At 63.7% G+C, this 21,699-nt stretch carries 21 protein-coding genes and 2 tRNA genes; 7 read left to right on the forward strand and 16 right to left on the reverse strand.

What is annotated here, in order from left to right:
- Positions 1 to 2 precede the first annotated feature (2 nt).
- Genes trbF through JWQ90_RS18400 form a run of 4 tightly spaced genes read left to right on the forward strand, consistent with a single transcriptional unit; the run spans position 3 to position 3,209 of the window.
- A complete protein-coding gene (trbF, locus tag JWQ90_RS18385; RefSeq protein WP_299696462.1) occupies positions 3 to 707 on the forward strand; it encodes a conjugal transfer protein TrbF in 705 nt (234 codons plus the stop codon).
- A complete protein-coding gene (trbG, locus tag JWQ90_RS18390; RefSeq protein ID WP_299696463.1) occupies positions 704 to 1,681 on the forward strand; it encodes a P-type conjugative transfer protein TrbG in 978 nt (325 codons plus the stop codon). Before trbF ends, trbG begins: the two co-directional genes overlap by 4 nt.
- Positions 1,678 to 2,949, forward strand: a complete 1,272-nt coding sequence (locus JWQ90_RS18395; protein ID WP_299696464.1) for a TrbI/VirB10 family protein — start codon at positions 1,678 to 1,680, stop codon at positions 2,947 to 2,949. Before trbG ends, JWQ90_RS18395 begins: the two co-directional genes overlap by 4 nt.
- Positions 2,946 to 3,209 (forward strand): DUF2274 domain-containing protein, encoded by a 264-nt coding sequence (locus JWQ90_RS18400; RefSeq protein WP_299696465.1) that lies wholly within the window; start codon positions 2,946 to 2,948, stop codon positions 3,207 to 3,209. The genes JWQ90_RS18395 and JWQ90_RS18400 overlap by 4 nt, the downstream gene beginning before the upstream one ends.
- Positions 3,210 to 3,971: 762 nt before the next feature.
- Here JWQ90_RS18400 and JWQ90_RS18405 read toward each other — a convergent pair.
- The 13 genes from JWQ90_RS18405 to JWQ90_RS18465 all read right to left on the reverse strand — a co-directional run bounded on the left by JWQ90_RS18405 (position 3,972) and on the right by JWQ90_RS18465 (position 16,024).
- Positions 3,972 to 4,045, reverse strand: a tRNA-Cys gene (locus JWQ90_RS18405).
- Positions 4,046 to 4,122: 77 nt separating this feature from the next.
- Positions 4,123 to 4,198: transfer RNA gene (locus tag JWQ90_RS18410), tRNA-Gly, on the reverse strand.
- A gap of 80 nt (positions 4,199 to 4,278) precedes the next feature.
- Complete coding sequence (gene pgsA / locus JWQ90_RS18415; RefSeq protein ID WP_366919542.1) at positions 4,279 to 4,848, reverse strand: CDP-diacylglycerol--glycerol-3-phosphate 3-phosphatidyltransferase; 570 nt, start codon at positions 4,846 to 4,848, stop codon at positions 4,279 to 4,281.
- Between the two features lie 64 nt (positions 4,849 to 4,912).
- Complete coding sequence (gene uvrC, locus JWQ90_RS18420) at positions 4,913 to 6,733, reverse strand: excinuclease ABC subunit UvrC (protein WP_299696467.1); 1,821 nt, start codon at positions 6,731 to 6,733, stop codon at positions 4,913 to 4,915.
- A 122-nt stretch (positions 6,734 to 6,855) separates the two neighbouring features.
- A complete protein-coding gene (gene uvrY, locus JWQ90_RS18425) occupies positions 6,856 to 7,512 on the reverse strand; it encodes a UvrY/SirA/GacA family response regulator transcription factor (RefSeq protein WP_299696468.1) in 657 nt (218 codons plus the stop codon).
- A 62-nt stretch (positions 7,513 to 7,574) separates the two neighbouring features.
- On the reverse strand, positions 7,575 to 8,597 hold the full coding sequence (locus JWQ90_RS18430; protein WP_299696469.1) for an SRPBCC family protein: 1,023 nt from the start codon (positions 8,595 to 8,597) through the stop codon (positions 7,575 to 7,577).
- A 146-nt stretch (positions 8,598 to 8,743) separates the two neighbouring features.
- On the reverse strand, positions 8,744 to 10,051 hold the full coding sequence (gene aceA / locus JWQ90_RS18435) for an isocitrate lyase (RefSeq protein ID WP_299696470.1): 1,308 nt from the start codon (positions 10,049 to 10,051) through the stop codon (positions 8,744 to 8,746).
- Positions 10,052 to 10,256: 205 nt separating this feature from the next.
- Positions 10,257 to 11,519: an RNA polymerase sigma factor gene (locus JWQ90_RS18440; protein ID WP_299696471.1), complete on the reverse strand. Its 1,263-nt coding sequence runs from the start codon at positions 11,517 to 11,519 to the stop codon at positions 10,257 to 10,259.
- A gap of 24 nt (positions 11,520 to 11,543) precedes the next feature.
- On the reverse strand, positions 11,544 to 11,894 hold the full coding sequence (locus tag JWQ90_RS18445) for a YciI family protein (RefSeq protein WP_366919543.1): 351 nt from the start codon (positions 11,892 to 11,894) through the stop codon (positions 11,544 to 11,546).
- Positions 11,895 to 11,990: 96 nt separating this feature from the next.
- Positions 11,991 to 13,367, reverse strand: coding sequence for an MATE family efflux transporter (locus JWQ90_RS18450; protein WP_299696473.1), 1,377 nt, complete (start codon positions 13,365 to 13,367; stop codon positions 11,991 to 11,993).
- A gap of 12 nt (positions 13,368 to 13,379) precedes the next feature.
- Positions 13,380 to 13,862 (reverse strand): ribonuclease E activity regulator RraA, encoded by a 483-nt coding sequence (gene rraA, locus JWQ90_RS18455; protein ID WP_299696474.1) that lies wholly within the window; start codon positions 13,860 to 13,862, stop codon positions 13,380 to 13,382.
- A 15-nt stretch (positions 13,863 to 13,877) separates the two neighbouring features.
- Positions 13,878 to 14,396 (reverse strand): disulfide bond formation protein B, encoded by a 519-nt coding sequence (locus JWQ90_RS18460; protein WP_299696475.1) that lies wholly within the window; start codon positions 14,394 to 14,396, stop codon positions 13,878 to 13,880.
- A gap of 107 nt (positions 14,397 to 14,503) precedes the next feature.
- On the reverse strand, positions 14,504 to 16,024 hold the full coding sequence (locus JWQ90_RS18465; protein WP_299696476.1) for a fumarate hydratase: 1,521 nt from the start codon (positions 16,022 to 16,024) through the stop codon (positions 14,504 to 14,506).
- Between the two features lie 183 nt (positions 16,025 to 16,207).
- Between JWQ90_RS18465 and JWQ90_RS18470 the strand changes: the two genes are divergently transcribed.
- From JWQ90_RS18470 to JWQ90_RS18480, 3 genes are all read left to right on the forward strand, one after another.
- On the forward strand, positions 16,208 to 17,476 hold the full coding sequence (locus tag JWQ90_RS18470) for an alkaline phosphatase family protein (RefSeq protein WP_299696477.1): 1,269 nt from the start codon (positions 16,208 to 16,210) through the stop codon (positions 17,474 to 17,476).
- Positions 17,473 to 18,687: a cytochrome c peroxidase gene (locus JWQ90_RS18475; RefSeq protein WP_299696478.1), complete on the forward strand. Its 1,215-nt coding sequence runs from the start codon at positions 17,473 to 17,475 to the stop codon at positions 18,685 to 18,687. The genes JWQ90_RS18470 and JWQ90_RS18475 overlap by 4 nt, the downstream gene beginning before the upstream one ends.
- A gap of 502 nt (positions 18,688 to 19,189) precedes the next feature.
- Positions 19,190 to 20,056, forward strand: a complete 867-nt coding sequence (locus tag JWQ90_RS18480; RefSeq protein WP_299696479.1) for a hypothetical protein — start codon at positions 19,190 to 19,192, stop codon at positions 20,054 to 20,056.
- A 58-nt stretch (positions 20,057 to 20,114) separates the two neighbouring features.
- Here the strand turns inward: JWQ90_RS18480 and JWQ90_RS18485 are convergent, their stop codons facing one another.
- The 3 genes from JWQ90_RS18485 to JWQ90_RS18495 form a co-directional block, all read right to left on the reverse strand.
- On the reverse strand, positions 20,115 to 20,417 hold the full coding sequence (locus JWQ90_RS18485) for a type II toxin-antitoxin system RelE/ParE family toxin (protein ID WP_299696480.1): 303 nt from the start codon (positions 20,415 to 20,417) through the stop codon (positions 20,115 to 20,117).
- Positions 20,417 to 20,656: an addiction module protein gene (locus JWQ90_RS18490; protein ID WP_299696481.1), complete on the reverse strand. Its 240-nt coding sequence runs from the start codon at positions 20,654 to 20,656 to the stop codon at positions 20,417 to 20,419. Before JWQ90_RS18490 ends, JWQ90_RS18485 begins: the two co-directional genes overlap by 1 nt.
- Before the next feature lie 675 nt (positions 20,657 to 21,331).
- A complete protein-coding gene (locus tag JWQ90_RS18495; protein WP_299696482.1) occupies positions 21,332 to 21,514 on the reverse strand; it encodes a transposase in 183 nt (60 codons plus the stop codon).
- Positions 21,515 to 21,699 lie beyond the last annotated feature (185 nt).

The following is a 21,699-nucleotide window of genomic DNA, read 5'->3' on the forward strand; positions in this document are numbered from 1 at the left end:
CCATGCGTTTCAAAAGGCCGCAAGTGAAGTATTCGGAAACGCCGGAACCGGTCACGCCTTATCAGGCTGCCGGCCAGATCTGGGATCAGCGGCTTGGCAGCGCGCGCGTGCAAGCGAGCAACTGGCGGCTGATGGCATTCGGCTGTCTGTCGCTGGCCTTGCTGCTCGCCGGCGCGCTCGCCTGGCGTACCGGCCAGTCGCTGGTCACGCCCTACGTCGTCGAAGTGGACAGTGCTGGCCAGGTTCGAGCCGTCGGCGAAGCGGCAACGCCGTACCAGCCCACCGACGCGCAGATCGCGTTCCACCTGGCGCGCTTCATCACCGACGTGCGCTCGCTATCGATCGATCCGATCGTGGTTCGCCAGAACTGGCTGGAGGCATACGACTACGCGACCGATCGCGGTGCGGCGACGCTCAACGACTATGCGCGTACCAACGATCCGTTCGCGCGCGTGGGACAGAACTCGGCCGCGGTTGAAGTCACCAGCGTCGTGCGCATGAGCGACAGCTCGTTCCAGGCGCGCTGGATCGAACACAGCTACGTCGCCGGCACGCTGTCCGGCACCGAGCGCTGGACCGCGATGCTGACCGTCGTGATCCAGCCGCCGCGCAGCGAAGAGCGGCTGCGGCGCAATCCCCTGGGCATCTACGTCAACGGCCTCTCCTGGAGCCGTGAACTCGGCTCGGCCGAAGGAAGGAAACCATGAAGCGCTTTGTTCTTCTCATCGTGGTCATGCTGCTTGCCGGCTGTGCGAGCCGCGGCACGCCGCCGCCGATCTCGCTGGACGAACCCGTTGCAGCGAAACCTGCGGTCGAGCCACCCAAGCCCGTGCAGACGGTGGAAGTGCCAGTACCGCTCGCACTGCCCTGTCAGCTCAAACCACTGACCGCGAGTGCTCCACCGGCGCCGGAGCCGGCCGATCCCGATGAGCGTGTGCGGCAGGCCAACGAGGCGGCCCGCATCGCACCGAGCAGCGAGGCTTACGTCAACGCCATTCAGGTATGGCCGTATACCGAAGGAGCGCTGTATCAGGTCTATGCCAGCCCCGGCCACGTCACGATCATTGCGTTGCAGGAAGGCGAAGAACTCAACGCGGTGTCGGCCGGCGATACCGTGCGCTGGATCGTCGGCGACACCACGAGCGGCAGCGGCGCGAGCCGGCGCGCCACGATCCTGGTCAAGCCGACGCGGTTCGATCTGAAGACCAATCTGGTCGTCACGACCAACCGCCGCACCTATCTGCTCGAACTGACGTCGACCGAACAGGCATGGATGGCGTCGGCGTCCTGGGACTATCCGAAGGATCGACTGCTTGTCTTGCAGAAACAGGCGCAGCAGGCCGAGGCAGCGGAACCAGTCGCCACCGGCCTGCGCTTGGAGGACCTGATGTTCCGGTACTCAGTTCGCGGAGACGATCCGCCCTGGAAGCCGATGCGAGTCTTTGATGACGGCGAGCGCGTGTACATCCAGTTTCCCGAACGGATCGCGCAGGGCGAACTGCCGCCGCTGTTCGTGATCGGTCAGCAAGGCGATGCCCAACTCGTGAACTATCGCTTTCATGCGCCGTACTACATCGTCGATCGCCTGTTCGGTGCAGCGGAGTTGAGGCTGGGCGGGGACAAGGCGGCTGTGGTGCGCATCGAGCGGGTCGATGGAGCGCCGCGCCGAGCCGGATCATGAGCGTGACCCACGCCACTCCCAAAGCCGACCCGGAGAGCCTGGCGTTACGCGCCCGGCCCCGGCCGGTGACGCGACTCAATCGACGTGTCTTAGTCATCGGCGCCGGCGTCGGGGCTGCTGCCGTGCTCGGCGCGACGATCTGGTCGCTGCAAGCACCCAAGCGACGCGGCGGTGAACCACAGTCGGAGCTGTACAACGTCGATCGCGTGTCACGGGCGGACGCCTTCGATCAGCTGCCGAAAAACTATTCCGAGGTATCGAAACCCGAAACTGCACCGGCGCACGAGACACCGGTTCTCGGTGAACCTTTGCCGGGCGACTGGGGTGGGCCGATGCTGCGCGCTCGGCGCAACACGGGGCTCGATGTCGGCGGCTACGGTGGTCCGACGATCGACGGCCAGGTTGGAACTGAAACGGACGTCGAAAGCGCTGCGAAGTCGGCGCTGTTTTTTCGGAGCAGTCGTCAGGACGCGGCGACGGAACGGAACTCGGCGTCGCCGGTTGCGCAAGAACTTCACGATCAACCCTTCGATGCGATGGCAACCGCATCGGCATCGTCGCAAGCAATCGATCCGACGGCAGCGCAGAACCGGCAGGAGCAGAAGCAGGCATTCATGGATCGTCGAGAGAGCGACATCCCGCGCAATTCCGACAGACTGCAGCTTCCCGCTTCTCCCTACCAAGTCATGGCCGGGACGGTCATTCCGGCCGCGCTGGTGACGGGCATCAACTCGGATCTTCCCGGACAAGTCATCGCCAACGTCACCGAGTCGGTCTACGACACGGCCACCGGCCAGCATCTGCTGATTCCGCAGGGATCGCGTCTAATCGGACGTTACGACAGCCAGGTCGCGTTCGGGCAGCGTCGCGTCCTACTGGTGTGGACGCGGCTGATCCTGCCGGACGCCTCGTCAATCCCACTCGACAAGCTGCCCGGTGTCGATCCGGCGGGTTACGCCGGCCTGGAGGACGGCGTGGACTGGCACTGGGACCGCATCCTCGCCGGCGCGGCGCTGTCCACACTTCTGGGCGTCGGCGCCGAACTGGCAGCGCCCGATCGTGGTGGATCGGATGGGCGTGTCATCGTGGCAACGCGCGACAGCGCTCAGGAAACGATCAGCGAGGTCGGGCAGGAAATCACGCGCAGGAATTTGAGCGTGCAGCCAACGCTGACGATCCGCCCCGGCTTTCCGATGCGCGTGATGGTCAGCAAGGATCTCGTGCTGCGCCCCTACCAACCGTTGCTCTTCGACAGGAGCGCGCCATGAGCAACAGCAAGCTGCGCCTGGGACCGCTGCCCAAAACCGAGGCGGTGAAAGTTACGATCACCCTGACGGCAGCCCTCAAGGGCGAGCTCGACCGCTACGCCTCCCTGCATGCGCAGGCCTGGGGCGAGCCGGTCGACGCCGCGACGCTGATTCCGTACATGCTGGAGGCGTTCATGGCGCGGGATCGTGGCTTCAAAAAAGCAAGCTCCAACGGCTCCGCCACCGAATCTGTAGCTGGAACGCCGTCGCGATCCCTTTGATCGCAATACTAAAATGGCCGTCCCGAGTGGTCAGGGACGGCCCTAGAATTGGTGCCCGAAGCCGGACTCGAACCGGCACAACCGCGAGGTCGAGGGATTTTCTTGCCACTTCGGCTTTCGCCGCCAACGCAACCACTGGTCATGGCCGAGCTGTTCGTGGTCTGGAGCACGCCTTCACCGTAGCCTTGCAGCCGTAGGTGCCCGCCGTCTGCTCTCTACACCTTCCCAGGAACCTTGCGGCTCTGGGCTTGGCTCGGCGTTGGCTCAGATGCTCTAGGCATCCAGGGCTTTCGCCGAATTTGACGGGCTTCACCTTCGGGGTTTCCCCCGGAGGGCTCAAATTGTCTCAAGTCCCTTGTGTCTACCGATTTCACCATTCGGGCATGAGGGCATCACGTACCCCCTACTTCGCCCCGCTACCACCGGGGTTGCTGCAACTCTACCTCTCGCCTGGCCCCTAGATGACACCTAGCACGCAAAAAACCGCTGGGACCGATCGCTTGAACGACTCGTAAACCTGCACCGCTTCTAGCTTTTTACCTCGCATGATCGAGGAAAAAAGACTTGACACGGGAGATTTTAAGTCCCTTGTGTCTACCAGTTTCACCACTCGGGCAGCGATCGATCAGCCTGCAATGCGAGCTGATCGTACAGCCGGCCAACGTATAGTATGGCAGCCGCTATTCTGCCATTGTCGTGCGGGGTCCCGTTTGGGATTCGGTCCCGATCGCGGCGCTTTTGGTAAGCGGTGATCCGGAAAGATGGAGGCTGCGGCCGGAGTCGAACCGACGTACGAGGATTTGCAGTCCTCTGCATGACCGTTCTGCCACGCAGCCCTTGAAACCGATTCTAATCGCGCCAGGAGGCGTCGAAAATAAAAAACCCCGGTGTGCTCGGGGTTCTTTTGAATGCCTGGAGCGGGAAACGGGATTCGAACCCGCGACCTCGACCTTGGCAAGGTCGCGCTCTACCAACTGAGCTATTCCCGCGAAGAGGCGCGCATTTTAGCGTCTGCCGGCAGCCTGTCAAGCAACTTACCTCAGCCCTCCCGAACCCACGCTGGGCGCCATTACTGGACCGGGTGATCTTCTTTCATGAACGGCCATGCGGCGCGCAGATAAAGCAGCATCGACCACACCGTCAGGGCCGCAGCCGCGAACAGCAGCACGAAACCGACGTCGTAAATCGGGATGCCCAACAGCGGGATCTCCCACAACATGCAGCCGATCGCGACCATCTGGAAAACCGTCTTCAGCTTGCCGACCCAGCCGACCGCGACGCTGGTGCGCTGGCCGAGTTCGGCCATCCACTCGCGCAATGCCGAAATCGTGATCTCGCGGCCGATGATGATCGCGACCAGCACCGCGAGGATTCCGCCGGGACGCGCTTCCATAATCATCACCAGCGATACCGCGACCAGCAGCTTGTCGGCGACCGGGTCCAGAAATGCGCCGAACTTGGACGTCTGGCCCCACTTGCGTGCGAGGTAGCCGTCGATCCAGTCGGTGACGCAGGCCGCCGCGTACAGGCAGAACGCGACCTGGCGTGCATACGGGTAAGGTAGGTAGAAAAGACCGAGCACCACCGGGATCACGGCGACCCGCAGCAGCGTCAGCACGTTGGGAAGATTCATGCGCATGGCCGGAGTATCGGCTTTTTCAGGCCTCACCGTCAGCGGCAGGGGCGGTACAAGCGGCAGGGGTTCAGTCGCGATAGAACGCGTAAATCCGTTCCGCCAGGGTCTGGCTCACACCCTCGACCTGCGCCAGTTGATCGACCGTCGCACGCCGCAACTGCGCAGTGCCGCCGAAAGCTTTCAGCAGCGCGCGGCGACGTGCCGGCCCGAGGCCATCGATGGTCTCCAGGTCGGAGCTGACACGCGCCTTGTCGCGACGGCCGCGGTGACCGGTGATCGCGAAGCGGTGCGCCTCGTCGCGGATACGCTGGATCAGATGCAGCGCTGGTGAATCCGCGGCCAGCCGCAGCGGGAATTCCATCTCCGGCAGGATCAGTTCCTCCAGGCCCGGCTTGCGTGTCGGCCCCTTGGCGATCGCGACAATGCGCAGATCGTCGATGCCGAGCTCATCGAGCGCTTCGAGTGCGGAGCTGAGCTGCCCTTTTCCGCCATCGATGAACAGGATGTCGGGCCGCTGCACCTCGCCGGCCTTGACCCGCGCGAAGCGGCGGCCGACCGCCTGTTTGATCGCCGCGTAGTCGTCGCCTGGCGTGATGCCCTCGATGTTGAATTTCCGGTAATGCGTTTTCAGCGGGCCGTCTTCGCCGAACACCACGCAGGACGCGACCGCTTTCTCTCCGCGTGTATGGCTGATGTCGAAGCATTCCATGCGCCGCGGCGGATGCTCCAGGTCCAGCACACGCTGCAACTCGAGCAACCGCGCGTCCATGCTGGAGGACTCGACCAATCGGGTGGACAAGGCCTGCGCGGCGGTGTTCTGCGCCATCTCCATCAGTTGCAGCTTCGCGCCGCGCTGCGGCTGCCGGATGCTGACCCGGCGCTTGGCATGCTGGCTCAGCGCTGCTTCCAGCCAGTCGATATCTTCGACCTCGTGGCTGATCAGAATCTCCGGCGGGCACGGCTGCTGGCTGTAGTGCTGGCTGATGAAGCTGTCAAGCAGTTCGGCGACGTCGGTATGCGGCGGATGCTTGGGGAAATGACTGCGGTGGCCGAGGTTCACGCCGTCGCGCACGCTCATCACCACCACGCAGCTGTTCGACGCATGCGGCGCGACCGCGATCAGATCCAGCGCATCGGAGCTTCCGCTGATCACGCGGTTCTCGCGCACGCGCTTGAGCGCCGCGATCTGGTCGCGCACCCGCGCCGCGCGTTCGAAGTCCAGGCTCTCGGCCGCCTGCTCCATCTCGTTGGAAAGCTCGTGCGCCAGCTCGTCGCCACGGCCTTCGAGCAGACGCGCCGCCTTGGACAGGTCGTGCGCGTAGTCCTCGGGCTCGATCAGGCCGACGCAGGGCGCCGAGCAGCGCTTGATCTGATGCTGCAGGCAGGGCCGCTCGCGATGCGCAAAAAAACTGTCGCGGCAGGGCCGCACGCGGAACAGCTTCTGCAGCGTGTACAGCGTTTCGCGTACCGCCGAGGCGCTGGGGAAAGGCCCGAAGTAGCGGTCCGGCGGAGTCTTCGCGCCGCGGTAGAAACTGATGCGCGGGTACGGGTGCGACGAGAAGCGGACGTAGGGATAGCTCTTGTCGTCGCGATACATCACGTTGTAGCGCGGCCCGAACTCCTTGATCAGGTTGTTCTCGAGCGTCAGCGCCTCGTCTTCGGTGCGCACCACGGTGATGTCGATCCGCCGGATCTGCGATACCATCGACTCGATGCGCGCATCGCCGGACGCGCGCAGGAAGTACTGCCCGACCCGCTTCTTCAGATTGCGCGCCTTGCCGACGTACAGCAGCTCGTCGGCGCCACCGTACATGCGGTAGACGCCGGGGTGAGTCGTCAGCTGGGAGAGAAAGGCGCGGGAGTCGAAACTCTCGCTATTGGCTGCCATAGCGCCCAGTTTAACGCCGCCGCCAGCCGTAGGTCGGCAATCCTTTGCCGACGTGAGGCGGTGATTGCGCATCGGGCATCCACGTCGGCAAAGGATTGCCGACCTGCCGGGACTTACGCCGCTCAGCGTATGGCGGTGCCGGCCTTGTCTTCGAGCAGGCCGTAGCGCATCGCCATGCGCGTGAGTTCGACGTCGTTGGTGACGTTCAGCTTCTCGAACAGGCGATAGCGGTAGGTGCTGACGGTTTTCGGAGACAGGTGCAGGCGGTCCGAAATCTCCTGCGTGCCGTAGCCCTTGGTGACCATCAGCATGACCTGGGTCTCGCGCTGCGACAGCTGCTCGAACGGGGAGTTGTTGGCGCCGCGGACCAGACTGGCGGCCAGGTTGCCGGCGACGTCGGCCGCTACGTAATGACCACCCGCGTGCACGCGGCGGATCGCAGAGACGACTTCGTCGGCTGCCGAATCCTTGCTCAGATAGCCCGCCGCACCGCCGGCCAGAAAACGGCTCGGATACGGCTCCTCCATATGCATCGACACCGCGATGACCTTGGTCGCCGGCGAGCGCTGCAGCAGCCGCCGCGTGCATTCCAGGCCACCGATGCCAGGCATGTTGATGTCCATCAGCACCACGTCCGGATTGCTGTCGCGCGCAAGATCCAGAGCCTCCTCACCGGAGCAGGCCTCCGCTACCACCGCCATGTCCGCCGCCTCCTGCAGCACACGGCGCAGGCCGGCGCGTACCAGGCGGTGATCGTCCACAAGCATGATTTTGATCATCAACTCAACCTTCAGATGTCGGATAAATAATGGGGGATAAACTAAAGGGCCGCGGGCCGCGGCTATTTGACCGGCGCGTACAGCAGGGTCAGCAGCGAATCGGGAGCGGTGGTGCCGGGGTCCGTCACGTACTGCTCCCAGTGCGCGCCGTTGTCAGTCAAGCCGGCCACGGTCCTGAACACCGCCAGCTTCGCGTAGCTGCGATCCATGCTCGTGTAGGGGCCGACATGGCGCGCCCGTATCGCCCAGCCTGCATAACTGTTGCTGCACTGGATATCGTCACCTTCGGCAGGCGCGGTGCATTCCTGATCGATCGGGATCACCGCGTCGAACTTCCAGTTGCGGGTCTGCGCGTCGAAATCGCGGGTCACCGTCATTGGCGCATCGACCATGTGGCGGCCGCTGGCCGCCAGGAACCCGCCGATCCTCGCATAGGCGGCAGCGATCACCGGTGCCGCGGAATCGAAAGCCGCCTCGGCAGACAGATAGGCAATCGGCTTGGGCTCCGTCTGGATCAGCTCGGGCTGGATCGCGGTGAAGTCGTCGCGCGGCAGCGATTCGGCAAACGACTTGAGCCTCGACAGGCCCTTGTCGAAGTCCGGGCCGATCATGCGGTCGAGCAGCAGGCCGAAATAGCGGTTCAGTAGATTGCCGTTGAAGTCGCTCAGATAGGTCCAGCTCAGCTGGGTGCCTGCGCCCGCCGCGGTCAGCGTGTAGGTCAGCAGGTTGTCCATGTCCATGCCTTCGAAGCGCAGCCGCACCTTGATTATCGTGTACGGCGTGGCTTCGAGGATCTCCTGGTCGCCGGAGCCGGCTTTCGGATCCTTGCTGCTCCAGGCGCTGCGCGCACCGACGCCGAGCAGCGGGCCCTGGTAGGTGTAAACCGTCTGCGGGTCGATATCCGCCCACGGCGACCAGCGGTTGAACTGGTGAAAGCCGTTCAACACCGTATAGACCGTCGCCGGGCTGGCATCGATGAGTACGGAGCGTTCGACCTTGGCCCGATCGGGCAGCGTGAAACCGACGCCGATTGCGGCGATGACCAGCAGCACGAACACAACCAGCAGCAGCTTCAATACGCCCATCGCCATCCCCCTTTCAAGCACCACAGTACCGCCCCCTGCACTAAGCCTGTATCACCAGCCATGCCAACGGCAAGTGATATCGAAAGCAATAAAAAACCCCCGCACCAGGCGGGGGTTTCTGTACGGCTTGAACTACAAGAATACGACTAGTGAAACTGCTCTTCCTCGGTCGAACCGGTCAGTGCCTTGACGCTGGAAACACCGCCCTGGATCACCGTGGTGACGTCGTCGAAGTAGCCGGCACCAACTTCCTGCTGGTGGCTGACAAAGGTGTAGCCCTTCTCGCGAGCCGCGAATTCCGGCTCCTGCACCATGTCGGTGTAGTGTTTCATGCCTTCGCCGCGCGCATAGGCATGAGCGAATTCGAAGGTGTTGTACCAGTTGATATGGATGCCGGCCAGCGTGATGAACTGGTACTTGTAGCCCAGCGCGGACAGGTCTTCCTGGAACGAGGCAATCTGCTTGTCGTTGAGGTTCTTCTTCCAGTTGAACGACGGCGAGCAGTTGTAGCTCAGCAGCTTGCCCGGGCTGACCTTGTGCACGGCCTGCGCAAATTCGCGCGCGAAGCCGATATCCGGCTTGCCGGTTTCGCACCACACCAGGTCCGCATACGGCGCATAGGCAACGCCGCGCGAGATCGACTGTTCCAGGCCGTTCTTGACCCGGTAGAAACCTTCGGCGGTGCGCTCGCCGGTCAGGAAGGGCTTGTCGTTGGCGTCGTGATTCGAGGTCAGCAGGTTGGCGGCCTCGGCGTCGGTGCGCGCCAGCACGATGGTCGGCACGCCCATGACGTCGGCGGCGAAACGCGCGGCGATCAGCTTCTCGCAGGCTTCCGTCGTCGGCACCAGCACCTTGCCGCCCATGTGACCGCACTTCTTCACGGCGGCGAGCTGGTCTTCGAAGTGCACGCCGGCGGCGCCGGCGGTGATCATGTTCTTCATCAGCTCGAAGGCATTGAGCACGCCGCCGAAACCGGCCTCGGCGTCGGCCACGATCGGCAGGAAGAAGTCGACGTAGTCCTTGGAGCCCGGCTCGATGCCGCGCGACCACTGGATCTCGTCGGCGCGCTTGAAAGTGTTGTTGATGCGGCGAACCATCGTCGGCACCGAGTCGTAGGCGTACAGCGACTGGTCCGGGTACATGGTTTCCGAGCTATTGCCGTCCGCGGCGACCTGCCAGCCGGACAGGTAGACGGCCTCGAGTCCGGCCTTGGCCTGCTGCATCGCCTGGCCGGCGCTGATCGCACCGAAGGAGTTGACATAGCCCTTCTTGGCGCCGCCATTGACCAGCTTCCACAGTTGTTCGGCGCCACGCTTGGCCAGCGTGTAGTCCAGCTGGACGCTGCCGCGCAGACGGACGACGTCAGCGGCGGAATACGTGCGCTTGACGGACTTCCAGCGGGGGTTGGTCGCCCAGTCTTTCTCAAGGGCCTTGATTTGCTCTTCGCGGGTCATGTCAGCTTCCTGTCGGGGATTAGTGAATCGAGCGGTCAACTCGGGGACGGCCGGGCCGTTCGAGGGCGCGAATCATAGCGAAGCTTTTGTGAGTTTTGCAATGCAGCATTGTTGATACTGTTGTCTTCCATATTTAATAAGTATGGAAAATAAGGCAGACCCACAGTGCCGGAAACGGCAGATCGTCCGCCGGGATTCTGCGGATTCAACCCGCCTGAAGGTCGATTTCAGCCAGCCGCTTCGCCAGCAACCGCCTTTCGGGTTCGAGCCTGGCCGAGGCCAGTGCGGAAACGCAGGCCTCGCGTGCTTCCGGAATGCGCCCCAGCCGCCGCAACAGATCGGCGCGGACCGCGTACAGCAAGTGATAGTCGCCGATGCCGCCACGCGCGCTCAGCGAATCCACCAGCGCGAGCGCGCGCGACGGACCGTCGACCATCGAAACCGCGACCGCATGGTTGAGTTCGACGACCGGCGTCGGCTGCAACCGCAACAGCAGCTCATAGAGCCCGACGATCTGCGGCCAGTCGGTGGGCTCGGCCGCGGACGCCCGCGAATGCAGCGCGGCGATCGCCGCCTGCACCGCATAGGCGCTGACCCGTCCGCGCGAACGCAGCGAGCGTTCGACCAGCAGCAGGCCTTCGGCGATCTGATTCTGGTCCCAGAGCCGGCGATCCTGATCGTCGAGCAGAACCACGTCGCCGGCCGGCGACACCCGGGCACTGCGCCGGGCATCGTGCAGCAGCATCAAGGCCAGCAAACCGAGCACCGGCCCGCGCTCCGGCAGCCACGCATCCAGCAATCGGCCGAGCCGGATCGCTTCGCGGCAAATCTCGGAGCGGATCAGCTCCTCGCCCGCGGTCATCGCATAACCTTCGGTGAAAACCAGATAGATCACCGCGAGCACGCCGTCGACGCGCTCCTCGAGCATCGACGGCTCCGGCGTCTCGTAGGGAATGCCGGCGTCGCGGATTTTCTTCTTGGCGCGAACCAGCCGCTGCGCCATCGTCTCCTCAGAGACCAGAAACGCACGCGCCACTGCCGGGGTGGTCAGGCCGCAGACTTCGCGCAAGGTCAATGCAATCCGCGCCTCCATGCCCAGAGCTGGATGGCAGCAGGTGAAGATCAGCCGCAGCGGATCGTCGGCCAGCGGCTCGTCGCTTTCATCGTCGCCGGCGGCGAGCGACAGCTCGGCCTCGACCGCCTCAAGGTGCTGGACCTTGTGGCGATACACCGCGTCCCTGCGTACCTGATCGATCGCCTTATTGCGGCCGACGCCGACCAGCCAGGCTGAGGGATTCGCGGGAATGCCGCTGGCCGGCCATTGCTCGAGAGCCGCCTCGAAGGCGTCCTGCCGCGCTTCTTCGGCCAGATCGAAATCACCGAGCAGGCGGATCAGCGTCGCCAGGACGCGACCCGCCTCCCGTCGAAAAACGGCTTCGATCGCCGCGTTGACCGACAGCTCGGGCATGCCGGCCGGCAGCCTCTCAGCCGATCACATCAAGGGCCAGATCGGACGCACTTCGATGCTGCCGTGGCGCGCGCCGGGGATGCGCGCCGCGATCGCGATCGCCTCGTCGAGGTTCTTCGCGTCCACCAAATAGTAGCCGCCGAGCTGCTCGCGGGTTTCGGCAAAGGGGCCGTCGGTGGTCAGCGTCTTGCCGTCACGAATGCGTACCGTCGTCGCCGTGGCGGTGGGCTTGAGCCGGTCGCCGGCCTTGAACTGGCCGGCCTGGACGATCGCCTTGGTGAAATCGCCGTACTCGTTGGACATCGCGGTCAGCGCGGCGGGGGCCATCGCGGCGAACTCGGACTCGTTCGCGTAGATCATCAGCAGATATTGCATCGGGTACTCCTGGTCGATTGGCGTCATTCGCCGTCTTGTAGTCGAACCGGAGGCGGACAAATCGACAGCCGACGTGTCGGTCTCGCAAATTTAATTCTAAGGTGCGCTGGCGGGATGCGCAGCCGTGGCCGGGCCATCGGCAGCCGGCAGGCGAGAAAACCGGCTCTGCAAGAAAAACAGGTTCATCGCCGCCTGCAGAGTGGTAGCGGCCACCGACAGGTACCAGATCCACAAGGGCGTGAAGCCGGTGCGATGCGACAGCCAGGTCGCGGGCACCAGGATCAGCGCGATGCGGATCGCAGAGCTGATCAGGGACGGACGGGTATCGCCGAGTCCCGAAAACACGCCGAAACAGGCGAACACCACGCCCGAGCCGAGCAGATTCCAGGAGATCAGGCGCAGGAAGTCGGAGCCGGCCTCGATCACGCCGGGGTCCGCCGAGAACGGCCTGATCAGCCACTGCGGTGCCAGATGGAACATCAGCACGAACACGGCGGCGCCGATCAGCGTATAGCGCAGCGACAGCCAGAAGGCTTCGCGGACGCGATCGCCGCGCCCTGCACCGAAGTTCTGGCCGACGATCGCGCCGGCCGCGAAGCTGATCGCCATTGACGGAATCATGCCGGTTTGCAGGATGCGCATGCCGATACCGAATCCGGCCTGCGTTGCCGGGCCGAAAGCCTGCAGCAGGCCCATCACCGCGGCCATGTATGAGGCCATCAAGCCGAGTTCGAGGCCGGAAGGCAGGCCGATGATCGCGATGCGCCGCCACAGCGGAAACTGAACTCGCCAGGCACCCCGCGCCGCATCGAAGTAATGCGGACTGCGGATCACGTGACTGAGCATGCCGGCGAAGCCGATCGCGATCGCCACCAGGGTCGCCAGCGCCGCGCCACCGACACCGAGCGGCACGCCGCTGATCCAGCCGAAAATCAGGAACGGCGCGAACACGATATTCATCAGCACCGTCGCCAGCTGCGCGATCGACGAGATGCGCATATTGCCGACACCGCGCAGCGCCGACGACAGCACCATCATCGGGATCTGCAGCGCCATCGCCGGCGCGAACCAGGCCAGGAATTCGACGGTCAAGGCGATCGTCGCCGGATCGGAGGACAAGGCCGAGGCATACGACTGGCGCGCGGCAAAAAACGCCGCGCCGACCAGCAGGCCCATCAGCGCGGACACCAGCATCGACTGGTTGAACAGCTGCGCCACCGCCGGCATATCCTTGCGGCCCATCGCCTGCGACACCAGCGCGGAGGCGCCGACCGCCAGCACCTGCGACACCGCCATCACCGCCATCATCAAGTTGCTGCCCAGGCTGACCGCGGCGATTGCCTCGCGGCCGAGATGGCCAACCCAGAACAGGTCGATCAGGCCGTAGATCGTTTGCACGATCATCGTCACCAGCATGAACGCGGCCATGCGCAGCAAATGTCCGCGGATCGGTCCGCTGCTGAGATCCTGCATGCCCATCCGGAATCAGCCGTGCAGCGGCTTGTCTGAGACGACAATGCCGTCGCGGTCGGCGTACAGCCAGTGGCCGCTGTGGAAATGCACGCCGGCGAACGTCACCACCTTGTCGACCTGCGCGCTGTGCAAGCCTTTTTCGCTTTTCTTCGGATGCAGGCCGAGCGCTTTGACGCCGATCATCTGCGCACCGATTTCCTCGGAATCACGGATATAACCGTAGACGACGATGCCGGCCCAGCCGTTGTTGACGCCGAGCGCGCCGAGATTGCCGCCGACCAGCGCGCAGCGGTCCGAACCGCCGCCGTCGACGACCAGCACGCGGCCTTCGCCCGGCGTCTCCAGCGTGGCGCGGACTTGTCCGTTGTCCTCGAAAACCTTCAGCGTCTTGATCTGGCCGTGGAACGCGATTACACCGCCAAAGTCGCGAAAGATCGGTGCGCAGACCGGCGCGTCGGGATGGGCGTCGGAAAGATCGGTAGTGGCGTAGGACATGCAGTGATCCTCGGTCTAAAGAATTCGGGACTCGGCTCGCGAACGGCGTGCCAGCAGCGGTACCGCCAGCGCCCATACCGCGAACACGATGAACGCGATCAGCGTCCAGCCAGGCAGCGAGACGCCGAGCCATTGGGCGTCGATCTTCGCGCAGTTGCCGTCGCCTTTCAGAATGATCGTGATCACTTCGTTGAGCGGAAACATGTCCATCAGGTAGGCCAGGGTCGGGCCGCAGGCCGGAACCTGGTCCGCCGGCAGAGACTGCAGCCAGACATGACGGCCGGCGATGCCGGCGCCGACCAGCGCCGCGAGCAGCGCCAACAGCGAATACACCCAGCGCCCCGGACCGCGCGGGCCGTGGATCGCGCCGAGCAGGAAGAAGATGCCGGTCACGAACATCGCCACGCGCTGGAAGATGCACATCGGGCAGGGCTCGAAGCCCAAGGTCTTCTGCAGAAACAGGATCGCGAACAGCAGGCCGCCGATGCAGCCGGCGAAGCCCAGCAGGTTCAGCACGCGGTAGTTGAAGAGCATCAGTGATCCCGGACAAGGCTAGGTTGGGGTGAGCGCAGCGAACCCCAACGTGTGTGCCGCGCAATGTTGGGGTTCGCTGCGCTCACCCCAAGCTACGATTCTACGATTCAGACAACTGTGACCGGGATCTTGCCGATCTTCGCGCGCCAGGTCTTCGGGCCAGTCTCATGCACGGATTCGCCGGTCGAATCCACCGCGACCGTCACCGGCATGTCCTGCACCTCGAACTCGTAGATCGCCTCCATTCCCAGATCTTCGAAGCCGACGACCTTGGCCGAGCGGATCGCCTTGGCGACCAGATAGGCGGCGCCGCCGACCGCCATCAGGTAGGCGCTCTTGTGCTTCTTGATCGATTCGATCGCGGTCGGGCCGCGCTCGGATTTGCCGATCATTGTGATCAGGCCGGTCTGCGCCAGCATCATCTCGGTGAACTTGTCCATGCGCGTCGCCGTGGTCGGGCCGGCCGGGCCGACGACTTCGTCGCGCACGGGATCGACCGGGCCGACGTAGTAGATCGCGCGGTTGCGGAAGTCCACCGGCAGCTTCTCGCCCTTGGCGAGCATATCGGCGATGCGTTTATGCGCGGCGTCGCGGCCGGTCAGCATCTTGCCGTTCAACAGCAGCGTCTGGCCGGGCTTCCAGCTGGCGACTTCTTCCTTGGTCAGCGTGTCCAGATTCACGCGCTTCGAGGTTTCCAGGTTCGCCTTCCAGGTCACCTTGGGCCAATCCTCGAGCTTCGGCGTCGGCAGCACCGCCGGGCCGGAGCCATCAAGATGGAAGTGCACGTGACGCGTCGCCGCGCAGTTCGGGATCATCGCGACCGGCAGATTCGCAGCATGCGTCGGATAGTCGAGAACTTTCACGTCAACCACCGTGGTCAGACCGCCGAGACCCTGGGCGCCGATGCCCAGCGCGTTGACCTTCTCGTACAGCTCCAGGCGCAGTTCTTCGGCGCGATTGGACGGGCCGCGGGCGATCAGGTCGTGAATATCGACCGGCGCCATCAGCGATTCCTTGGCCATCAGCATCGCCTTCTCCGGCGTGCCGCCGATGCCGACGCCGAGGATGCCCGGCGGGCACCAGCCGGCGCCCATCGTCGGGATGGTTTTCAGAATCCAGTCGACCACTGAATCGCTGGGATTCAGCATCGCCATCTTCGACTTGGCTTCGGAGCCGCCACCCTTGGCCGCGCAGATCACCTCTAAATGATCGCCGGCGACGATCTCGTAATGGATCACCGCGGGCGTGTTGTCCTTGGTGTTGATGCGCTTGCCGGCCGGGTCGGCCAGCACCGAGGCGCGCAGCTTGTTGTCCGGGTGCTCGTAGGCGCGCTTGACGCCCTCGTTGACCATGTCGGTGACGCTCTTGCCGGCTTCCCAGCGCACATGCATGCCGACTTTCAGGAAGACCGTGGCGATGCCGGTGTCCTGGCAGATCGGGCGCTTGCCCTCGGCGCTCATCCGCGAATTGGTCAGAATCTGCGCGATCGCGTCCTTGGCGGCGGGGTTTTCTTCACGCTCGTAGGCCTGGCCCAACGCGGTGATGTAGTCGAGCGGATGGTAGTAGCTGATGTACTGGAACGCGTCGGCGATCGACTGTACGAAGTCTTCCTGGCGGATCGTGGTCATTAGACTTAACGGCTGGGAGAGTCGAAATGGGGAGCGCAATGCTACCGGACTTCGTCCCGATTGGCGTCTGCCGCCGGCCGGTCGGGCCCCCTGGACTGTCACGATTCTGAAATCGCCGCGCGCTGAAAATATCCGGATTGCCGGGCCACGCGCGGCATCAATAACGATCAGGGAGGCAATCTTGTGTTGATTCGCATCGGAAAGGCTTTATGTGCGGGACTCGGGCTAGGACTGGGTCTGGCGAGCATCGCGGCATGCAGCCTGATCGCCTCTTGCAGCAATGACGACGAGGCTGGCGTCGAGCAGATCAAGCATGTCTTCGTGATCGCGCTGGAGAACAAGAACTACGACGACACTTTCGGCACCAGCACACAGGACCCCTACCTGCAGTCGCTGAAAACCTCGGGCGCGCTGCTGACGCATTACTACGGCACCGGCCACGCCAGCCTCGACAACTACATCTCGATGATCAGCGGCCAGGCGACGGCGAATGCGACATCCGCCGACTGCGCCAATTACGACGACTTCCTGCTCAACGGCACGACGGCCGATGGCCAGGCGATCGGCGACGGCTGCGTCTACCCGACCAGCATCAAGACCCTGCCCGATCAGCTCAAGGCCGCCGGCCTGTCGTGGAAAGGCTATATGGGCGACATGGGCAACGATCCGGCGCGCGAAAACGCGACCTGCGGCCACCCGGCGATCGGGGCAAAGGATCTGACGCAGACTCCCGAAGCGCCGAGCGCCAGCGTGCCGGCCGGCGACCAGTACGCCGCGCGTCACAATCCGTTCGTGTACTTCCATTCGATCATCGACACGGAGGACTGCGACAAGAACGTGGTCAGCCTGCCGCAGCTCGATACCGACCTGGCGTCGATCGACAAGACGCCCAACTTCACTTTCGTGACGCCGAATCTCTGCGACGACGGCCACGATGGCGACGGCACCGGCGCCGCCGGCAAGGGCTGCGTCGACGGCAAGCCCGGCGGACTGAAATCCTCGGACGAATTCCTCAAGGTCTGGGTGCCCAAGATTCTGGCCTCGCCGGCGTTCAAGAAGGACGGCCTGCTGGTCATCACTTTCGACGAAGGCAACTACACCTCGGTGTCACCGTCGACGGTCGACGGCAAGACCACGGTCACGATCACCTTCCCCGGCGAGTCCTGCTGCAATCAGCCGATCGGGCCGAACATCACCCGGCCCTCGGCGGAGACCATCGCGGTGTCGCCGACGACGACCTACGTGATCAAGATCGATGGCCACGGCGGCGACCGTGTCGGGGCGGTGATGCTGTCGCCGTTCATCAAGGGCGGCACGGTCTCGGATGTGCCGTACAACCATTATTCGCTGCTGAAGACGCTGCAGAACATCTATCGGCTGAGCCCCTACCTCGGCTACGCCGGCCAGGACGGCCTCGCTGCGATGGATACCGACGTCTTCAGCGGTCTGTGAGGGCGGGCGCTGCCTTCGTTCTGGTGATATTCGGCGCACTGTCGCACCCGGCCGCGGCGGCCGGCACGCCGACGCCATCCGAAATGGCAGACCTCGGCCGACAGCTATTCTTCGACGAATCGCTGTCTGCTTCCGGCCGGCAGTCCTGCGCCAGCTGCCACAATCCGCAGCATGCCTACGGCCCGCCGAACGCGCGCTCGGTGCAACTCGGCGGCGCCCGGCTGCAGACACCCGGCCTGCGCACCGTGCCTTCGCTGCGCTACACGCTGGCGCGCACGCCCCGCTGGTTCAAGGAATACCAGGCGAACGAGGTCGAGCGACTGATCGAAACCGACAGCGTGCCCACCGGAGGCTTCGGTTGGGACGGCCGGTTCGACACCTTGCGCGAACAGGCCCGGTTCCCGCTGCTGGCCGCCAATGAGATGGGGAATGCAAACGTCGCCGCGGTCGCGGCCAAGCTTAGACGCGCACTCTATGCCGATCGCCTGCACAGGCTGGCAGGCGACAACGCGATGGCGAACGACGGCGCGCTACTCCGCTTCGCGCTGGCGGCGCTGGAGCGTTTCGAACTCGACGATCCCAGCTTCGCGCCCTACACCAGCAAGTTCGATCGCTACCTGGACGGCAAAAGCGCGCTCAGCGCGCCCGAGCGCCGCGGCCTCGACCTGTTCAACGATCCCAGGCGCGGCAACTGCGCGTCCTGCCATCTCTCCGGCAAGGGCGCGGACGGATCGCATCCGCTGTTCACCGACTTCGGCTTCCAGGCGCTGGGCGTGCCGCGCAATCCGGAGATTCCCGCCAACCAGGACCCGCGCCATTTCGACATGGGCCTATGCGGCCCGCTACGCAGCGACCAACCGAATCTGCGTTACTGCGGCTTCTTCAAGACGCCGACACTACGCAACGTCGCCGCCCGCGGCGCGCTGTTCCATAACGGCCGCTTCCACGATATGCACGAGGCGCTGCGCTTCTATGTGCAGCGCGACGTCGACGCAACGCGCTGGTATCCGCGAATACAGGGCAGACTTCAGATCTACGACGATCTTCCGGAATCCCTGCGCGTCAACGTCGACCTGATCGACTCCCCGCTGGACCGCAAACCCGGGCAGCAGCCGGCCTGGAGCGAAGCGGACATCGACGACGTCGCCGCATTTCTGCGCACGCTCACCGACGAGGATGTACGAGCCGTCGCATCCCGGGCGCGTCACTGAAAAACGCGAGGTCTGCGTAGGGCGACTCTCCATGAACCGAGAGCCCGACCCACCCGTAGGCTGGGTTGCAGCGAAGCGGAAACCCAGCGCTGAATTCGGGCCGCCGTGCTGGGATTCCGCTTCGCTCCATCCCAGCCTACGCAGGGGTTCAGGGTCCGTCGGCAGGTCCGCAAGGAACACGGGGCTCTCCATGAACCTCTCAATCTCTTGTAGGGCGGGAGGAGCGCAGTGCATCCCGCCTTTCGCGAGCTACGAAATCTCCAGTCGCTCGGCGTAGGTGTAGGGTGGGCAAAGCGAAGCGTGCCCACGTGATGCTGCCGCAGCGCCCCGATCCGCGTGGGCACGAAAAAACGTGCCCATCCTACGAGTTCAACCGAACAGTCGAAGATCTCGTCCGAAAAGTCGTGCGGCCGGAGTTTTCCAGAGATCTTCATGAGCGCGTCATATCGGACACCTAGCGTACCGCCGCTGTTTCGGCTATCACGCTCGAAGGTCTACCGCCATGCGCAAGCTTCTACTCGCCACTCTCGCCTTGTTCCCGATGAGCGCCGCCCAGGCGAACCCCGACGTCACGTCGCGCGAGTACAAGCTGATGCTGCTGACCAGCGCGTTCAGCTACAACACCGAAGCGGCGAATGTGGACTCTTTTCTGGACACGGCGGAAAGTACAATCGAAGCGGCGATCAGCCGCACCGTCACCGGCAGCGACTATCTGGCAACCAGCCGCGACCTGAAGTTCTATGACACCGCGGGAAGCTGCGTGCTGGACCACTCCGGCTACGCCTTTCGCGAACGCATCGAGAACGGCAGCTCGGAAGTGACGCTGAAGTTCCGCAGCCCCGACCGCTATATCTCCGATTTCGAGGATCTGTCCTCGACCAGTTCGCAGGCCGAGACCAAGCTCGAAGAAGACATCGGCGCTTCGGCGAGTTCGTTCTTCAAGTCCGTCTACAGCCATTCGACCACCGCACCGAACACCCGAACCATCAACAAGATGGACGACATCAACATCCCGTTCCCGGGCTTCGGCGATGACTACGGTTTCAGCGACAGCCTCGACCTCGTGGCCGTTGGCGGCCTGACGCTGCGCGAGCGCGTATACAAGGGCCGTACGATCGATCTTGGCGATTTCGACGGCGCGATCTCGGTGACCCTGTGGTACAACGGCGCGCCGTCGGGAGCGGTGCATCCCCTGGCGGCGGAAGTGTCCTTCAAGTACGAAGACAGCTCCGCGGACTACACCAAGAGCGTGGTCAACCGCGCCAAAACGGCATTCGCAGCCCTGCAGACGCTGACGGCCTGGGTCGATCCGGATTCCGACACCAAGACCCGCTTCGTCTACAACTACAATCCTTCGTTCTGCTACTGACACTCCCGCCGTAAACCGGTCTGCGCGACCCTCGGGCCAGATTTACGCCGCTGTGCGCCTAGCGCCGCCCGAACCAATAGAACGGCTGGCGTCGCTGATGGGCAACCGCAAGAACGCGAAGTACCGAAGGCTTGATGCAGTAGTGGACCGTATAGCTCCAGCGTCCAGGCGGCTGGACAACGATAGAGCGAATGTTGCCTCTTGTGATGGGAGCCGATTCTGGGAAAGTGCAGAGTTGCTCGATAGCTGCCTGAACTTGATCCGCGAGTTCCAGACCTTTCCCGGCTTGGACGGATTCGTAGTAGCCCACCGCCTCGTCAAGTTCTGCTTCGGCGAGAGGATGGAATTCATAGGGCAGCATTACTTGCCGTAGCGAGCGCGTAGGCGCCTGAAGACTGCGTCCCCCGGGATGCCTTGAATCTGACCGGACTCCATCTCCGAATCGCGGCGCTCGGCCTCAGCCAGCCAAAGCTCGGCCACCTCAGCCTCGGGAAGCGCCGCCAAGCTTTGGATCAGCGCGTGTGTGAGCTGCGCGCGTGCGGCAGGCCGTAGCTTTAAGGCGGCCTGCTGAATGGACTCAATAGTCGGTGTCGTCGTCATGATGGAAGCCTATACCGGCAAAGGCCATTCAGCCAGATCGATCGGGTTGGGAACCTAGACCGCTATAGGCGCTTCGCAGGCTAGAATGCCCCAGGTTCCGGGAATTTCCGCCGTGCAAGTCAACATCCCCGAAAAAGCTGGTCGAACGCCTGAAGCTCATCACCGGCAAGACCCGCGGCCCTGAAGCCGTGCGCACAGCCATTGAGGCCTTCGCAGCAGCGAGGGAATCCGAGCGGCCGCCGATGAAGGCGGCCGATCATAGCTCCGTCTAACAAGGCACCAAGCCCAACGCCAAGACCATCCGCGCGCTGCGCTCCAAGCCTGCGCGCGGCGACAAAACCTTCAAAGATGCCGCGAGCGCGAAAGCCTACTTGCGCGATCTCATCAAAGCCTGAGGAAGATCGTCTTCAAGGGAATGTTGTCGTCCCTTCTCCCTCCGGGAGAAGGTGCCCCGAAGGGGCGGATGAGGGATTCTGAGTTCGCGCGAATGTCAAGTCCCTCACCCCTACCCCGCTCTCGGAGGGCATAGGTATCTACACATCATCCCGCCAGCGTGTAGGTTGGGTGAGCGCAGCGAACCCCAACATGAAGTCCGTGCCGATGTTGGGGTTCGCTGCGCTCACCCCAACCTACTCAGCTGGGTCGGGGTCATCAGTAGATGGACGTGGTTGGTCATCAGTGGTTGGTCATCAGCACATAGGCGTGAACCTCGCACCCATACCGCTCGGCAGCGTCCTTGAGACACTCGCGGTAAAACGGGTAGTCATCGCTTCCGAAGAAGGTCGCTTGCCGGTTGTTACCGCGCTGGACGACATGTTGAGGCACGCCGACGAGTTCGTAGCGAATCGAACGGGGCATGGCGGGCTCCGGGACAGTGGCCGGACGAGCTTAGACTTGCAGGCGGTTTAATTCCAGTCAGACCCTGAGGTTTCCCCTCATTTTCCCCGCAGAAATCCCTTTTCACTCAACTGATTGAAGCGTAGTCTGACGGCAAAAAGATGCACGCGAGAGCGTGCATGGCACGGCTTGTATCTCTGATGACG

The organism is Hydrocarboniphaga sp. (assembly GCF_028291725.1).
GTDB lineage: Bacteria > Pseudomonadota > Gammaproteobacteria > Nevskiales > Nevskiaceae > Hydrocarboniphaga.

Excerpts from the sequence above, each read along its gene's own strand:
- trbF (WP_299696462.1), top strand. The coding sequence starts at position 3 with ATGCGTTTCAAAAGGCCGCAAGTGAAGTATTCGGAAACGCCGGAACCG.
- trbG (WP_299696463.1), top strand. The coding sequence starts at position 704 with ATGAAGCGCTTTGTTCTTCTCATCGTGGTCATGCTGCTTGCCGGCTGT.
- JWQ90_RS18395 (WP_299696464.1), top strand. The coding sequence starts at position 1,678 with ATGAGCGTGACCCACGCCACTCCCAAAGCCGACCCGGAGAGCCTGGCG.
- JWQ90_RS18400 (WP_299696465.1), top strand. The coding sequence starts at position 2,946 with ATGAGCAACAGCAAGCTGCGCCTGGGACCGCTGCCCAAAACCGAGGCG.
- pgsA (WP_366919542.1), bottom strand. The coding sequence starts at position 4,848 with ATGCGCATGAATCTTCCCAACGTGCTGACGCTGCTGCGGGTCGCCGTG.
- uvrC (WP_299696467.1), bottom strand. The coding sequence starts at position 6,733 with ATGGCAGCCAATAGCGAGAGTTTCGACTCCCGCGCCTTTCTCTCCCAG.
- uvrY (WP_299696468.1), bottom strand. The coding sequence starts at position 7,512 with ATGATCAAAATCATGCTTGTGGACGATCACCGCCTGGTACGCGCCGGC.
- JWQ90_RS18430 (WP_299696469.1), bottom strand. The coding sequence starts at position 8,597 with ATGGGCGTATTGAAGCTGCTGCTGGTTGTGTTCGTGCTGCTGGTCATC.
- aceA (WP_299696470.1), bottom strand. The coding sequence starts at position 10,051 with ATGACCCGCGAAGAGCAAATCAAGGCCCTTGAGAAAGACTGGGCGACC.
- JWQ90_RS18440 (WP_299696471.1), bottom strand. The coding sequence starts at position 11,519 with ATGCCCGAGCTGTCGGTCAACGCGGCGATCGAAGCCGTTTTTCGACGG.
- JWQ90_RS18445 (WP_366919543.1), bottom strand. The coding sequence starts at position 11,894 with ATGCAATATCTGCTGATGATCTACGCGAACGAGTCCGAGTTCGCCGCG.
- JWQ90_RS18450 (WP_299696473.1), bottom strand. The coding sequence starts at position 13,367 with ATGCAGGATCTCAGCAGCGGACCGATCCGCGGACATTTGCTGCGCATG.
- rraA (WP_299696474.1), bottom strand. The coding sequence starts at position 13,862 with ATGTCCTACGCCACTACCGATCTTTCCGACGCCCATCCCGACGCGCCG.
- JWQ90_RS18460 (WP_299696475.1), bottom strand. The coding sequence starts at position 14,396 with ATGCTCTTCAACTACCGCGTGCTGAACCTGCTGGGCTTCGCCGGCTGC.
- JWQ90_RS18465 (WP_299696476.1), bottom strand. The coding sequence starts at position 16,024 with ATGACCACGATCCGCCAGGAAGACTTCGTACAGTCGATCGCCGACGCG.
- JWQ90_RS18480 (WP_299696479.1), top strand. The coding sequence starts at position 19,190 with ATGCGCAAGCTTCTACTCGCCACTCTCGCCTTGTTCCCGATGAGCGCC.
- JWQ90_RS18485 (WP_299696480.1), bottom strand. The coding sequence starts at position 20,417 with ATGCTGCCCTATGAATTCCATCCTCTCGCCGAAGCAGAACTTGACGAG.
- JWQ90_RS18490 (WP_299696481.1), bottom strand. The coding sequence starts at position 20,656 with ATGACGACGACACCGACTATTGAGTCCATTCAGCAGGCCGCCTTAAAG.
- JWQ90_RS18495 (WP_299696482.1), bottom strand. The coding sequence starts at position 21,514 with ATGCCCCGTTCGATTCGCTACGAACTCGTCGGCGTGCCTCAACATGTC.